This is a genomic window from Coleofasciculus sp. A1-SPW-01 (assembly GCF_040217205.1).
GTDB classification, from domain to species: Bacteria; Cyanobacteriota; Cyanobacteriia; order Cyanobacteriales; family Coleofasciculaceae; genus Coleofasciculus; species Coleofasciculus chthonoplastes_A.
Genome location: NZ_JAVJNP010000122.1, coordinates 1 through 16,148, shown reverse-complemented (window position 1 = coordinate 16,148; position 16,148 = coordinate 1). Strand labels below are relative to the sequence as shown.

Genomic DNA, 16,148 nt, shown 5'->3' with positions numbered 1-16,148 from the left:
CACCGAACTCAACGCCCAGATCAACCAAATTATTACTCAGGATGCTGCTGCTAATACAAATAGATTAAGTGATTGCAACTAGAAAGCAGAGTAGGGGTTCAAAGGAATTGGCAAACGATGCTCAAATTAACAACACCAAACGTTGGCAAAACCAAACGATGGTGTTATTCGAGTTGACTCAATCTCAGAGACTCAACGCCGGAGATTTGACCACCGTAATTTGCGACTTGACAAAAGCCGCCGCCGATGCCTTAGACGTTGAGCGAGTCAGCGTATGGTTGTACAACGATGCAGCTTCTCAGCTTAATTGTGTGGAACGGTATGAGAATGGTAAACACTATCATGGCTGGGACAAAACCCCAGGACAAAACCAGGGAAAAGATATCAGTCCACCTGTATTACCGAAGACGTGTTGTTGTCTTACCAGTCCCCTATTGCTGGGGCGATTAGATGTACCGATCTGGCAAAACGAACAGATGATCGGTATGATCAGCTACGAACAAAGCGTATCTAGTCCGAGGGAGTGGACGCCTCAAGACAAAACCTTTGCCAGCGCGATCGCGAATTTAATTGCCCTGCGACTGGAACAATGGCATCACCAACAGGCAATGCAGGAGTTGAATCAGGGAGAAAGCCGTTACCAATTACTGGTTGAGAAGTCTCCCGATCTGATTTCTCAACATCGGACAGATGGGGTCTATTTATATGCTTCACCCGCTTGTCGTACCCTCTTAGGATACGAATCTGATCAGTTGGTGGGACATTCCATTGACGAGTTGGTGCATCCTCAAGATGTCACCGCGATTAAACAGATCTACTCCAACCCCACGGATTGCCAACACCAGCAGCCGATTCGCTACCGCATCCGTCATCAAAGCGGCGATTATCGGTGGCTAGAAAGCACGATCAACCCTATATGCCATCCTCAAACCAATCAAGTAACCGAAATTGTCGTTGTATCGCGGGAGATTAGTCAACCCCAGCCCGCCCCAGAATCACGCCACAAAGCCACACCTCATGCCTTGAAGATGAACCCCTTAGCCGTGGCAAAACAGGCAAACCCATTTAAACCCTTGGGCTTAGGATCTCGCCTTTCCCGATTAACCCATCCCCCGGCGATGCCTACAACCCCCGCCCCACCCAGCCACAGCCGGATTTCTGCACTGGCGGCGGTGGTAGAAGATCGGCTGATGAGTGGCATGATGCTATTGGGAAATCAATCCCTTAACTCAGAATCTCGGCGTACCTTTAGCTGGGTTGCCAATGCCATTGCCGTTGCCATTGACCAATATTGGGCGCGTTCAGAACTACTCAGCCGTCGCGAATCTCTGCTTTTTGGGCTTGCCAATCAAATTCGCAACTCCCTAGAACTTCATACTATCCTGGAAACAGCAGTAGAATCGATTCGCACCCTACTCAAAATCGATCGCTGTCAATTTCTCTGGTATCGACTCAAAGTACAACCCCCCCATTGGGATGTAGTCAAAGAAGCCAGAACACCTGATTTACCAAGCTCTATCGGTCAACATTCAACCGAGCAAATTGCCCCCCTTGCCCAGCGGATTCTCAAGCGAGAAATTGTTCAGGTGGATGATGTGGAAACTTGTGATGACCCGATCCTAAAACAGTTTTTAACCCAACAGGGATATACCTCAATCTTGTCTCTACCGATTAAAACCAGGGCGGGAGACATTGGCGCGATTAGTTGTATTCACGGGACAGAACAACGTCCCTGGGATAATAGTGAGGTGGAACTATTGCAAGCGGTTGTCGCTCAACTGACGATCGCCCTCGATCAAGCCTCCCTCTACACCCAAGCCCGTGAAAGCGCTGAGATTGCCCAAGCCCAAACCCAAGAACTTGAACAAACCCTAAATCAGCTTCAAGCCACCCAAGCCAAACTGGTGCAGAGTGAAAAAATGTCCAGTTTAGGACAATTAGTGGCAGGTGTGGCACATGAACTGAATAATCCAGTTAATTTTATTCACAATAACTTGACCTACGCCAGTGCCTATTTTTATGACCTCTTGAATCTGGTACGCCTTTATCAAGAGCATTATCCCAATCCGGCGGCGGCTATTGCGGAGCAAGCGGAACTCATTGATGTTGACTTTATCGCTGATGACTTACCCAAACTGCTGCGTTCTATGCAACGGGGAACGGATCGGATTAGTTCCATTGTCCTCAGCTTACGCAACTTCTCCCGCCTAGATGAAGCCGAGATGAAACAGGCTGACTTAAATCAGGGAATTGAGAGTACCTTACTGATGTTGCAACATCGCCTCAAACCCAAAGGGAACCAGCCGGAGATTAAAGTGCTGACGGAGTATGGCGACTTGCCTGAGGCAGACTGTTATCCTGGACAACTTAACCAGGTGTTTCTGAACATTCTCAACAACGCGATCGATGTTTTGGAGCAGTCTTTTAAAGATAATCCCGATTATCCTGCACCGATTATTGCCATTCGCACGGGGGTATTGGAATGTTCCACGGATTCCTCTCACCAGCCAGACTCTCAGCTAGATATTCAGACAGAAGACAGGAAACAATCTGTAATGAATTGTCCCCGAATTGTGATTCAAATTGCCGATAATGGACTGGGAATGACAGATGAGGTAAAAGCACGGCTATTTGATCCCTTCTTTTCTACCAAAGCAGTAGGACAAGGTGTGGGTTTAGGATTGACAATTTGTTATCAAATTGTCGTCGAACATCATCATGGTGTTCTTCATTGCACCTCGACACCAGGTAAAGGGACTGAATTTTGGATCGAGATTCCTATCCAGCAAGTTACCAGTTCTTAGGATTCAGGTAGAGATGTGCCATGGCACTATGGCGAGCCGACTTATAGGAACATTTGATAATCGCTATTTAAGAGCCTGTCTGAGGTATAAAGATAATTGTGGTAGGCTTAAAAGCCAAACAATCAATTTGTGGCGTGGATGTGAGGAAGTGATTCCAGAATTCAATGAGAACGGCAATCTACCACCAGGAGTTCATTTTTGCGAATGGGAGGAGTTTCAGCAGAGATTTAGTACGACGTTGAGGAGACAGCGTATGATCGATGGTCTGGAACTGGCAATGACCCAATTAAAAGCCGCAGGTTGTCGAACTATTTATATTGATGGTAGTTTTATCACCAGTAAGCCCAACCCTGGTGATTTTGATGCAGCCTATTTAGATTTTTTTCAATTTGATACAAGAACGAATACGCGCAAAGGAATTCTGTCTATAGAGTTACAGAGGTGGACACCCTAATGATAAAAAATGATCAACAATATCAGCAATCCTTAGATTGGTTGCGGCGCTTTGAACAGTCTGTCGCCGAATTGGATAGTAATGATAACTTGAAAGCTGAACCAGTACGCTGGCAGCTTCATAGAGACTCCTATCAGAGTCAAGTTAACGAGTTAAAAGAAGAAATTGCTGAATATGAAAGACTGATTAATTGTGACAATAGCCAGCCGATTCAAATAAAAGTTGAGAGTTTGAATAAGCTGCCCGATGCTTTAATCAAAGCCAGAATAGCTGCCAAAATGAGCCAAGAAGAACTGGCTGATTTGCTGGGAATTGAGCAGCAACGAGTTAAGCAATATGAGGACACCGATTATCAATGTGCCAGTTTTGTAGAAATCCTGGAAGTTAGCACCGCGTTGGGTGTGGAATTTGAGACGGCTGTGATGCAGGTAGATTTTGCGGAAATAGAAGCGGTTAAACAAAGTGTAGAAAAATGGCGAAATAAAAATATGAATATGGTAACTAAAACGTCATAAAGAATAATTGTGATACACTTAATAGCCAGACAATCGATTGGTGACACAGGTGTGAGGAAGTGATTCAGGTGTGAGGAAGTGATTCCAGAATTCGATGAGAATGGCAATCTACCACCAGGAGTTCATTTTTGCGAATGGGAGGAGTTTCAGCAGAGATTTAGTACAACCTTGAAGAGACAGAACATGATAGATGGTTTGGAACTGGCAATGACCCAATTAAAAGCCGCAGGTTGTCGAACTATTTATATTGATGGTAGTTTTGTCACCAGTAAACCAAACCCGGGTGATTTTGATGCCTGTTGGGAGCCGGAAGATATGGATTACGATTATCTCCGCAAAAATGCCCCTAGATTACTAAATCATTTAGATCGTAGCGCCCAGAAATTAACGTATAAAGGTGAACTTTTTCGTTCCGATCAACCTGTAGGAGATTACGGGTTAGTTTCTATAGAATTTTTTCAGCGAGATAGACAGTTCAATCCAAAAGGAATTATTGCCATAGATTTATTGAGGTGGGAACCATGATTAAAAATGAAAAGCAGTATGAATACAGCCAAGAATGTGCTAGAAAATTTGAATATTCCATCAAGACGTTAGATCAAGATGAAGCACTCAAGAAGAAAGATCCTGATGGTTGGCAGCTTTCTCGTGATGTAAAACAATCTCATCTCATGGCTTTACAAGCCGAAATTACTGAATATGAAAGGCTAATTAATTGCGACAAGAGCCAGCCGATTCAAATAAAAGTTGAGAGTTTAAACAAGCTGCCCGATGCTTTGATTCAAGCTAGGATAGCAGCAAAAATGAGCCAAGGCGAACTAGCTGATTTGTTAGGAATTGATCAGCAACGAGTTAAGCAGTATGAAGACACCGATTATCAATGTGCCAGTTTTGTAGAAATCCTGGAAGTTAGCACCGCGTTGGGTGTGGAATTTGAGACGGCTGTGATGCAGGTGGATTTTGAGGAAATAGAAGCGGTTAAACAAACTGTGGCAAAATGGCGAAAGAAAACAATGAATAGGGTAACTAAAATACCATAAATATTGGGGAATTGACCCATTCAGCAATTCTCTATTATTATACAATAGGTAGAGCAACTTGTCTTTGCCCAATTATTGCAGTATTTCTAAACTATAGCGCTACGCGCTGGCGTATTTACACATTAGAAATGGAAGCTTTAAGCTGTCATGCATTTAAATTGGGAATGGGTAGCGAGCAAGATGCAAAGCCTACGGCATGGCTTCGCTTAACGCACTACAAGGATTTCGCCATTATTGATAAGCTGTCATGCATTTAAATTGGGTATTAGTAGCGAGCAAGATGCTCGCACTACAAGGATTGCGCCATTATTGATATTAAGGTTTAAATGCCGAACAGCTTATTAAGGTTTAAATGCCGAACAGCTTATCAGGAGTGCTTTAGAACATTTGTACTGTAACTACGCGAGAGGATACTGCCATAGAATTTTTGCCATAAATCTATTATATATAAAAATGAAAAATTTTCCTATTTTTTTCGGACAGTTTACTTTACGCCAACGTCATCAGCTTCCCGATCAAGCAGGCATTTATTTTGTCCTTGATGAACGCGAACAATTACTTTATATTGGTCAAGCTAAAAGCCTGCGCGATCGCTGGGCAGGAAAAACTCATCACCGATACAAGCAATTTGCCAGGAAAGGATTAGATAAAATCATTCTTAGATATATTCTGACTTCCGTTTCTGAACTGGATAAGTTAGAGCGAGAGTATATCGAGCAGCTTAAACCTCTACTGAATGATAGCAAAGTCAAGGAATATCTCCCCAAAACAAGTCCTCGGTTTTCGGAATTGCGACGCTTACTCAAACTCACAAGTCAGCCTCTCTTTCCTTCAGTGATGTCTACGTGCAGCGAGGGAAAGACAATCCCTAGAGACGCTTGGGACTTGTTTCGAGGTTTTGTTGCAGGTGTATATGAAGAACGCCAGCCTTCCATTCTAGTAGTGTGCAGACAGAATATGGGAAATATTTTGTTAAAAAGTTCATTACATCGAGCTAAAAAGCGCTTTTACATAGAGACAGACCCTAAGTCTGTACCAACTTGTTATTTTTTCGATGCGAGACAAACAATTTTTGTATTTGTCGAATTATTTAATGATAATTGGGCAGATCAAGTATTCAAAGAGGTTTATCCAAACTTAGTGGATTGCCAGATCGCTGGCGTTGTCCTTAAGAAACTCGTCAATTCTAATTTATTAATGCCTGCCTTAGAAAAAATAATAGTTAACGGGGACAATGCAGCGCAATCTTACCTTTTAAAGGTCTGTAAAAATTTACAACCTTTGCCCGCTGATTTCTATTTAAACAAGCATATAATTTGGTGAAATTTATCTCGGTGGCTTGTTTTGAGACTTGATCATAGATAAAGACACCCTCTTGTTTGAGCCGATCATACGCCTTCAGCGCTTCGTGCAACGTTACCCCGGCACCAATCACCGTCACTTGGTCGCGATCGCTACTACGGATAACTTTACTCCCACCAATGGGAAATTCTTCCTCTTTTTCATAGATAACAGGCGTTTTCATCCGCGTTGTCCGCAGGTAAACAATCCCATCCCGGTCAACCATCTGACTCACCAGTTGAGCGGTTTGGTTACCATCACAGGGATACAGAACCGTACTACTCCAAACAGCTCGCATAGATGCCAAGTCTTCTAATGCCATTTGCGAGGGTCCATCTTGACCAATGGAAATTCCGGCGTGAGACCCCGATAACTTGATATTGGCACGAGAAATAGCTGCCATTCGCACGAAGTCATAAGCGCGACTTAGGAACGCACCAAAGCTAGAGACAAACGGCTTATAATGCCGTGCTTGCAATCCCATCGCTGCACCCACCATCTGCTGTTCAGCAATGAACATTTCAAAAAAGCGATCGCTATGGGTTTTGGCAAAGAATTTGGCGCGGGTGGAATTACTGACTTCCCCGTCAAGCGCAACCACATCTGATCGCGATGCGCCGATGGCGGCTAATGCCTTACCGTAGGCTGTACGGGTGGCAACTTTCTCGCCTTCATCGTAGCTGGGAAGTTCTAACGGTTGCGTCTCGCCAATTGTAGCGGGTTCTCCCGCGTCCTCCGGTTTCTGGACGGAAATCTGAATATTGCGTTGACCGCCTAATTCTTCAATTGCTGCTTTTGCCTTCTCCTCGTCCAAATTCTTACCATGCCAGCCACTCTGATTTTCTACCACAGAGGCACCCTTTCCTTTCACGGTACGGGCGATAATTACCACAGGTTGGTTATGGATGGACAGTGCTTCACCTGAAGTAACGCAATTGCAAGGGTTTCAGCCCCATTTAAAGAGCCAACGTGCCAAATTGGGATGCTCCCTTTTAACCTCATTATCGTTAAGGGGAAATCAATTAATTTTGTTGACTCCCCCTTATTTTTTGTTAACCCTGAATAAAGGATAAGGTGGTGGGTTACGGCGGAGTGATCATTAAATGATTTGTTTCCTCAATTTAACACCGCCTAACCCACCCTACAGATTAAGGTTTATCTATCTATATTGACAGGAGTGTACCTTTGACAAAGGTGGAATGCATCAGAATCAGTCTTGGTGTGAACACGATTATCGCTTCTGGTTAAGCTAATGCATCCTTGCTGTAACAGGTGATTCAGATTCAAATTCCACAAGCTAACTTTTCCATCCGGATTCGCTAATGCTAATTGTTCACCATCCAGGGAAAAGCTAACCTTGGCGACTGGATTTTTATGACTCGGTAAGGCTTTGAGTAATGTACCATTTTGATGCCAGAGTCTGACGCGGTTATCGGTACTTGTTGTGGCTAGCATTTGGTTATCCGCACTAAAGCTAAAGCTGGTGACTGGTTTGGTATGTTGTAAGATATTCAACAATGTGCCATTTTTACGCCAGAGTCTTACTGTACCCTCTGTACTGCTAGAGGCAATGAGTTGACTATTGGGACTAAATTGGATATCGATAATAGCATCGTTGGTTGTATTAAAGGTGTGGAGTAACGTACCATCTCGACACCGCCACAGTGCGATCGCGCCCTCTTGATCCACCGCTGCTAGTTTATCACCGTTGGCAGAAAAACGGACATGGGAAATATGGGGACGAGTTAACGTTTGCGCTAATTGATTCTCCAGATATTGCCACAGTTGAATCTCCTTATCGGTACTAATGGCAATTTGTTGACGGTTGGGATTAAAACTGATGCTGGTTATCTTATCAGCATCAACGTTTACAGTTCCCTGTCGTTGACCCTTTTGATCCCACAGTTTAATCGTACCATCAGCGCTAGCACTGGCGAGGGTTTGGCTATCAGAACTAAAGCTGAGATTCATGATGCGATCGCCTGCTTCCTGTAAAATATAAACTCGGTTAGATTTATCGGGATCACTCCGATGATGCCACAGCTTTACCGTACCATCCTTATAGGCAACAGCCAACATCTGACTATCCGGACTAAACTGAAACTGAGTCACTGGGGAAGAATGTCCGGGTAAGGTATTCGGCTGACTGAAACTTGAAATCGCTTGATTGAATGCCATAATCACCCGCATTTTGGTATCCGCCGTCACGCCAAGGGACTGTTTAAGTTCTTTGGTGGCGCGAATACTTTCGATGAGTGCATCTCGCGTTTGATTGGTGGCTAAAAGGGATTCGGATAATAAACTCAGGGTATTGATTTTAATATTCCGTTCTTCAATCGATGGTTTAACCCAAAATACACCCATCAATAGGGTTATAATCACCGCCGCCGCCCCCGTGAGATATTGAAATCTCAACTGCTGTTCCCGATTTAATTTCGCTTGGATTAATTTTCGCTGCTGTTGTTCTTTCGTCAATTCTTCCAGTAATTCTTTTTCGCGACGCAGTTGCTGAATTTCCGCTTGATTTTGGCTTTCGATTTGCCGCAACTGTGCCAGGGTTGCTTCTTGAGACGCAGCCAGGAAATGATAATCGCGATCGCTTAAACTTTTCCCTATCGCCCAATCTTGAGCATCTTGTAAAGCTTGTCCGCGCAATAATCGGGATTCATCTTGACAATCTGAGGCAAACCAAGCGGTTAACGCTTCACTGTAGGGGCGTAATTCAGCTAGGGAATTTTCTACCCAATTGGGTGTAAAAATAGACTGATAAATTCGGTTTTTGACTCGGAGTTTTCCCCCTTGACGAACTACTAATCCACTCAAGCATAATTGAGCTTGTTCCGGACTCTCATCAGCAATCAATTCTCCTTGGTGTAAAATTCGCTGATAAAGTCCCAATAATCGACCCGCCAATTGCTCATTTTTGAGAATGCGATCGCGGATAGTCCGGATATGAGCAGGTTCATCTTGAGATTCCCAGTTTTCCAGGAGTTGGGATTGGACGATTTGCCCAATTAAGGGTGAATTTAAATTTGCGCTTGAATCATTAATAGTCGAGTAATGCGCCCCTACTAGGCTTGAATGTTGCACCACTACCTTACAAAGTTTTTGGGTGAGAAAAGGTTGTCCACTTGTCCAGTCTAAAATCTCTTGCAAGACAGTTTCAGAATGATTAACATTTCCCGCTAATCCCTGAAGCAACGGTTGGCAATCTTGGAATTGAAACCCCTGCAATTCTATCGCCCGACCAATATTAAAGGGGGTGCGGGTGGGGTCACTAATTAAATCTGATGGCGTAGCGACTCCGACTAAGGCAAATGTAAGCCGCTTATATTCACTATTTTGGGCGCGTTTATTATAGCAGGCGCGAATCAAGGCAAAAAAGTCATCGGCAGATTCGTTTAAGCTGAGAATACTATCGATTTCATCGATAAAAATAACAATAGGTTGAGATAACTGTTTCAGCAGTACCGTTGAAACCAGTTCACTTAATCGCTGTACTGGAGACATCCAGTCTCGCCCTTGCCACCAGTCCATAAATTCCAGGGGATTGAATAGATTAAAGCTATTTAATACTTGATAAGCGACACCACCATACCACTGTTCCAGGGATTGACTCCCAATATCAGATAAATCAATTGCAGCACAGGCAAATCCTTCCGCAGAAAGCTTTTGCATGGTGCGAACTAATAAACTGGATTTTCCCATTTGTCGAGAATTGAGGACATAACAAAATTCTCCCGCTTTGAGTCCTTCATAGAGTTCGGTGTCTGCTTGTCGGATAATATAGGTGGGGGCATCTTCGGGAAGACTACCACCGATTTGATAGGGGTAATCGTGCATAATTTATTAGGTTTTTGGCTATGGGGATAAGGCGAGACATTTAAGTTGAATAGCACGGCAATAAGCATTAGGCAATCGCCGAAACATTTGAGCTACCGTAGTGGCGTGGCACACCTTAGTTGGTGGATTATCATTGGTTCGTAGTGAGGGAATTTCAGCCCTCTCCAGATAGGTTTGCGCGAGAACTAAAGTTCTCACTACAAACAAAGTCCTATTTTAGTTGATTTTTTCATTAATTATTGTAGAGCCACTTCAATGGTTTATTTTAAATCCAGCCAATCCAATATGGTTTGAAGTAACCAGGCACTATCTATGTTGTCTAAATTGCCACTAATTCTACAGAGACAATGGGTTGAAATGATGCCAATTTCGTAACTGAAATCTCCATGAATCAAATAAACATTGCCAATGTCTGTAATTTTGGTTTGTTGTTGAATAGGATTGGACAACCATTTTTTACGATTGATTTCTAGTTTGTTACAAGTGCGATCAAATAAAACATAAGTGGTTTGGAGCTGGGCGCGAAACCAATTCAGGGATAGATTGATTGACACACCTAACAAAACCACGTTAAAAGCGGTAAACAAGATCGCTTGAAATGATGGCATTATAATCAACGTCGGCAATGACCCAATGAAGCAAAGTAAAATAAATAAATTAAACAAAATTAACCATACATAAACAAACTTAATCTTCTGGATTATTTCAACAAAAGTAGGGGACAGTAGAGTAATTTCTAAACGGTCTCTAGTCGTTTTAACTTTAATTAGCTGACCTGAAGGTTTAGATAGTTTCTCGCAAACCAGACGTGGGGGAGGATTAGACGGTGGAATCTGCCTATCTCTAAGTGCTTCTCTAGCTTCTTGAGCCGTGCTAAAGCGCCTCTCTAAGGAAAGTTCGGTCATCTGTTCAATCCAACTGATCAACTGGGAATTAAGACTAAGGCGTGAAGTCAAGCTATCCCGAAGGAAATCGCGAAATTGAATTTGTCCTTCTTTTTGCGGTAAATTAGCAGGCGCTATACCCGTTAACAAGTGAATTAAAGTTGCGCCCAAAGCATATAAATCTGACGCCGCCACCGCCCGCCCCCAAAACTGTTCTAAGGGTGTATAACCACTCGTTCCCACCACCGTAAATGTAACCCCAGTAACAGCCGCTTGAGCTTGAACTGTCCCAAAATCCACCAGATGAACCCACTTTTTTTTTACCAAAACTAGATTACTGGGGTTAATATCTCGATGCAATACAGGCGGACTTAATTCATGTAAATAGACGAGAATATTTAGAACTTCACGGGCAATCCGGCGAACCTGTTTCTCGGTAAAATTTTTATTATTATCTAATAGGGTTTGCAAAGAAATTCCTGGAATGTAATCTTGAACTAATCCAAACCACGGCAAAGTTAACCCTGAGTCTTTATCCAATGAAAAATAATCCCGATAGTGAGGAATGCGAGGATGATTCAAGGCTTGCAAAACTTGGGCTTCGCGTTCAAACAGTTTAAGTTCTTCCCACTGCATTTCTGGGCTAAAAGCTAGCAATTTAACAACAACTTTCTTCTTGGACTGTAAATCTGTGGCTAACCAAGTCTGTCGCCCTGCTGCTGTGCATCCTAATCTTTGATGGAGCTGGTATCGTTCTTTTAAGCATTGATTTGGACTGAACATAATCATTTATTGTTGAATAAGCATTCGGCTATCATTTTTATTTAAAATACAGCCAATTTAATAGTTCTTGGAGTAACCAAGTGCTTTCATGCTCTCCTAAAGCACCACCAAATTTACACATTGAACGAACAGAAGGAATTCTGATTTCGTAAATCGCGCCTCGATTCATTAAAAATGCATTGCCAAGATTTGTGAGTCTAAACTGCTGCTGCCCATAGTACATAAACCATAGTTGGCGTTTTATGCTTAAATAATTACGGTTACGATCGAATAAAACATGGGTTCTTTCACCTATTTGATAGAACCAAAATATTGAAGCCAATAGTAAAAAACAAAACATGATTAAAGTGACGTCAAAATATCCAGAATCAATAGAGGATAACAAACTTCCTATGATAGTCATTAAAATGCCTATATAAAAAGAGACAATCATTAAAGCTGGTAACAAACTGTATTGGGTTATTTTTCTCAGTCCAGGAGCTGGAAGAGTAATCTCCAACCTGTCTCTATCTGCTTTAAGTTTAATCAGGCTACCTGAAGGTTTAGATAGTTTGCCACGAACAGGATGTGATGTAGAACTTGACTGTTGAATTTGCCCATATTTCAGCGAATATTTGGCTTGTTTAGCACTGCTAAAGCGTTTCTCTAACACGATTTCAGTCATCTGCTCAATCCAAGCGATAAAGTGAGAATCAAGACTGATGCGATCGCGAAAATAAATCCGCCCTTCTTTCTGGGGTAAATCAGCCGGGGCTGTACCTGTTAACAGGTGAATTAAAGTTGCGCCCAAAGCATATAAATCGGAAGCCGCCACCGCCCGCCCCCAAAACTGTTCTAAGGGTGCATAACCACTCGTCCCCACCACAGTAAACGTCACTCCGGTAACAGCAGCTTGGGCTTGAACTGCGCCAAAATCCACCAAATAAACTTGCTTGTCTTCCCCTAAAATAAGATTACTCGGTTTAATATCTCGGTGTAATACAGGCGGACTCAGTTCATGTAAATAAATCAGAATATCCAGAACTTGACTAGCAATAGCGCGAACCTGTTCTTCACTAAACCGTTTATTTTTATCTAATAATTCTTGAAGAGAATCTCCCGGAATATAGTCTTGCACTAATCCAAACCAAGGCAACTGTAATCCCGCTTCTTTGTCTAAGGAAAAATAATCCCGATAGCGGGGAATTCGGGGATGATTCAGGGCTTGTAAAACTTGTGCCTCGCGTTCAAAGAGTTTAAATTCTTCCCACTGCATTTCCGGGCTAAAGGCTAATAGCTTAACCGTTACTTGTTCATTAGATTGTAAATCCGTCGCTAACCAAGTTTGTCGCCCTGCTGCTGTGCGTCCTAATTTTTCTTGCAGTTGGTAACGTTCCTTTAAGCATTGATTGGGATTGAACACGAGATTACCTCTGATAACGGTTGACGGTATCTGACGCTTGTGTAGGAACAAGTTTTACTGTTATCACTGTGCATAGGAATACCCATCCTTGTTCTGATTACAACAGGTACAAGTTTTGCGGTTACGGCGTGAGCGTCTTAACTGGCGGCGGGTAGTTTACTTCTTACCTTAACCTAGGTATGACTAAACCTGCCCTGACTGACAATTATCTCATCTCCCTGATTGCCTTTTTTGATAAAACGGCTCTATTCTGTTTACTGGGTACAGTTTCAGGTTATCGGGACTTCCGCCGGAACATTCCTACCCGGTGTGGTAATTTGCCGATTAACGTTAATTTTTATAACGTTCAATTGTCGCCAGGGCTTGCTCTTTACCACCATAGTAAGATTGGATAGTTTGAGCAATCTGAACCGCTCGTTCAGGGTTCCCGGTTGCGACTAATCGACGTACAATGGCATCCAAGGCTTTGGCTTTTGGTTCATAGTCTGTAATCGTTTTAGCTACCTGAATGGCTTGCTCATACTCAGCAGACGTGGTTAAATAGGGTGCGATCGCTTGGATGGTCTTACTCTGAATCGAATCATCGGTAATATGACGAGTCACTCTCAAGGCTTGCTCAGACTCACCAGCATCAGTTAAGTTGAGTGCGATCGCTTGTATCTTTTCAATGATTGGCAAAGCTTGCTTAGACTTACCTACCACCATTAACTCCGTTGTAATTAAGTCCAGTGCTTTTACCTTGATCAAGTCATTTGTAATCGTTTCCGCAGTATCAAGAGCTTGGGTATACTCACCAGCTTTTGCGTAATTAACTGAAACATCTACTAACTTCCAATCTTCCCCCAGAAAAATTCCCCGCTCATTTTCCCCATCAAGATTTTCTGTACCCGGAGCGCATTGAAGTGTACCATCTTCTACAATTGGTGCTGGGGGGCGATTAGTACCCTTATCTTTTGTCTCACACAAGATAGCTAATGTTGTTAATTCTCCTGTTGCTTCAACCCTACCCAAAAACACACCACCCACATAACTCTTTAAATCGGGTTGGCGGGAAACGCTATAGTTGATCGCACTCAAAAGAGTGGCATAAGTTGAATAGGTATAGTTTTTGGTTTCAGTGTTAATGCCTAGTCCCAGTTCACCAATATTATTCGTAAAATTACCTTTTTCTAAAAAATAAGCTTGCTGGGCGCGATTCATTGAACCAATATATTGTTTTGCTTCGGATTGCATTGCTTTACCAGCGCTATTAAAAAATGAAGGAATTAATAGGAGAATAAAGCCAATTCCTATTAGTCCGAGCAAAGCCAAGCAGCCACAACCGTAACCACTGTCACTATCATCTAAATAGCGTCTTGAGCCTTGGGCAGGGATTTGATTGTGGTGAGGAATCAAAGAAGATTGCAGCGAGGAAAAAGCCTGACGTGCCGTACTCACACGTCTTTCCGGTGCAGGTTGAATTAACTGCTCAATCCAGTTAGCAAAATTCGGATTAATTCTGACTTTATCTTGAAACTTAATCCGCATTCGCTGCTGGGGTAATTGAGATGGCGGAATCCCTGTTAATAAATGAATTAAAGTCGCACCCAAGGCATATAAATCTGATGCAGGTACAGCTTTTCCCCATAGCTGTTCGGGGGGCGCATAACCACTGGTTCCCACTACTGTAAATGTAACCCCTTCAGCTTTAGCTTTGTCTTGCACAGCACCAAAGTCTACCAAATAAATTTGGTTATTTTTCCCTAAAATTAGATTACTGGGTTTAATATCACGGTGAAGAACAGGCGGACTCAATTCGTGTAAGTCAATTAAAATCTTGAGCAAATCCTCAGCAAAATGACGCACCTGATTTTCGCTAAACCGTTTCCCCTGATCCAATAGCTGTTTGAGAGATTCACCGGGAATATAGTCTTGTACTAAAGCAAACCACGGTAAGTCAGTTACGTTATACTTATCATTATTATCGGCAGCATATTCTCCTAAACCCGCTTCAACATCATCCATTGAAAAATAATCGAGATACTTCGGAATGCGAGGATGATTGAGATTCTTTAAAATTTGAGCCTCTCGTTGAAACAGCTTCAACTCATCCCATTGCATCTGGGGATTAAACATCAACAATTTAACCACAACGGCTGTTGGTGGTGAGGCTTGAGTATCCATCGCTAACCAAGTTTGCCGCCCTGCATTATATCCTAACGGTTTTTGTAGCTGATAGCGATCACGTAAAACTTGTCCCGCACTTAACATAACTAATTCCTTGAACTATTAACTAATTGGTTTCATTCGTTCTTAACAATCTGCCAGCCAATCTTGAATTTCATAAACCAACCATTTTACTTCAGAAGGTTTTAGGTAATGGGCTAAACAGTAATTTCTCTTCCTCGTTTTTAGATAGATTGACTGCTTCAAATAATCTGGGTTTACTTGTTGGATTTCTGAAAGTAACAAATGGAAATTTAATTTATTGCAAACAAGAAAGCTATTTTTGTCAAAGGTTACATAATAAGCACAAAAGTTAGGCAAAATAAAGCTGTCAATTTCTCTTTTGATTTCTAAGTATCCTTTTGATATGTTTTGTCCAAAAATCAGAGATGCAAAAATCAGAGATGATGAAAACACAACAATACTTATAATTAACCAAGATAATAATTCGAGATTGCCGACAATTAATGTAGAAAAATTTACCATCGTATACACTCCAGAAAAGACTGTAAAAAAAGACATAACAGTAAATAGTAAACACAAACTGATGCATAAAGTTAACTTAAACCCGAAAACTAAAACACCCACACAAAAAAGTAGTTTTTTAGCCGGGAATTTAATTACAAGCTTATGGGGAGACTTTTTCAGTTTAATTTGCGTAAAAAAAGGTGGATAAACAGATTCCAAAGGATAACAAATCGATCGCCCTGTGTCCAATGCATCAAGGGCTTGACTCGCACAACTCAAGCGCAAATCTAGGTCAGGTTCTGTCAATACTTCAATCCAACTTATCAACTGAGAATTAATACTCACCTGCTCCCGAAATTGTATGCGTAAATTCCGTTGCGGCAAATCAGCCGGAGAAACACCTGTTAAT

Annotated in this window: 11 protein-coding genes and 2 pseudogenes; 6 read left to right on the top strand and 7 right to left on the bottom strand. The window is 42.3% G+C overall.

Annotated elements, in window-relative coordinates:
• Positions 1 to 68 precede the first annotated feature (68 nt).
• The 6 genes from RH949_RS18265 to RH949_RS18240 all read left to right on the top strand — a co-directional run bounded on the left by RH949_RS18265 (position 69) and on the right by RH949_RS18240 (position 6,136).
• Positions 69 to 2,804, top strand: a complete 2,736-nt coding sequence (locus RH949_RS18265) for a GAF domain-containing protein (RefSeq protein ID WP_157453433.1) — start codon at positions 69 to 71, stop codon at positions 2,802 to 2,804.
• Positions 2,805 to 2,952: 148 nt separating this feature from the next.
• Entirely contained in the window at positions 2,953 to 3,258 is a 306-nt protein-coding gene (locus RH949_RS18260) for a DUF6932 family protein (protein ID WP_044211125.1), read from the top strand.
• Positions 3,258 to 3,773: a helix-turn-helix transcriptional regulator gene (locus tag RH949_RS18255; RefSeq protein ID WP_006106203.1), complete on the top strand. Its 516-nt coding sequence runs from the start codon at positions 3,258 to 3,260 to the stop codon at positions 3,771 to 3,773. The genes RH949_RS18260 and RH949_RS18255 overlap by 1 nt, the downstream gene beginning before the upstream one ends.
• A 78-nt stretch (positions 3,774 to 3,851) precedes the next feature.
• On the top strand, positions 3,852 to 4,298 hold the full coding sequence (locus tag RH949_RS18250) for a DUF6932 family protein (RefSeq protein WP_446355072.1): 447 nt from the start codon (positions 3,852 to 3,854) through the stop codon (positions 4,296 to 4,298).
• Positions 4,295 to 4,813, top strand: a complete 519-nt coding sequence (locus RH949_RS18245; RefSeq protein ID WP_446355070.1) for a helix-turn-helix transcriptional regulator — start codon at positions 4,295 to 4,297, stop codon at positions 4,811 to 4,813. The genes RH949_RS18250 and RH949_RS18245 overlap by 4 nt, the downstream gene beginning before the upstream one ends.
• Before the next feature lie 453 nt (positions 4,814 to 5,266).
• On the top strand, positions 5,267 to 6,136 hold the full coding sequence (locus tag RH949_RS18240; RefSeq protein ID WP_044211106.1) for a GIY-YIG nuclease family protein: 870 nt from the start codon (positions 5,267 to 5,269) through the stop codon (positions 6,134 to 6,136).
• 37 nt (positions 6,137 to 6,173) lie between these two features.
• On the opposite strand, the pseudogene RH949_RS18235 reads toward RH949_RS18240, so the two are convergent.
• The 7 genes and pseudogenes from RH949_RS18235 to RH949_RS18205 all read right to left on the bottom strand — a co-directional run.
• A pseudogene (locus tag RH949_RS18235) lies at positions 6,174 to 7,064 on the bottom strand (transketolase); the annotation flags it as partial.
• A 245-nt stretch (positions 7,065 to 7,309) separates the two neighbouring features.
• Positions 7,310 to 9,997 carry an AAA-like domain-containing protein gene (locus RH949_RS18230; RefSeq protein ID WP_446355068.1) on the bottom strand — a complete coding sequence of 896 codons (2,688 nt, stop codon included), beginning with the start codon at positions 9,995 to 9,997 and terminating at the stop codon, positions 7,310 to 7,312.
• A gap of 18 nt (positions 9,998 to 10,015) precedes the next feature.
• Positions 10,016 to 10,195, bottom strand: a complete 180-nt coding sequence (locus tag RH949_RS18225) for a hypothetical protein (RefSeq protein WP_446355066.1) — start codon at positions 10,193 to 10,195, stop codon at positions 10,016 to 10,018.
• A 62-nt stretch (positions 10,196 to 10,257) separates the two neighbouring features.
• Entirely contained in the window at positions 10,258 to 11,664 is a 1,407-nt protein-coding gene (locus tag RH949_RS18220) for a serine/threonine protein kinase (protein ID WP_006106219.1), read from the bottom strand.
• Between the two features lie 37 nt (positions 11,665 to 11,701).
• Positions 11,702 to 13,066, bottom strand: a complete 1,365-nt coding sequence (locus tag RH949_RS18215; protein WP_446355064.1) for a serine/threonine protein kinase — start codon at positions 13,064 to 13,066, stop codon at positions 11,702 to 11,704.
• Between the two features lie 330 nt (positions 13,067 to 13,396).
• Positions 13,397 to 15,316, bottom strand: a complete 1,920-nt coding sequence (locus RH949_RS18210; RefSeq protein WP_446355062.1) for a type IV pilin-like G/H family protein — start codon at positions 15,314 to 15,316, stop codon at positions 13,397 to 13,399.
• A gap of 42 nt (positions 15,317 to 15,358) precedes the next feature.
• Positions 15,359 to 16,148, bottom strand: a pseudogene (locus RH949_RS18205) (serine/threonine protein kinase); the annotation flags it as partial.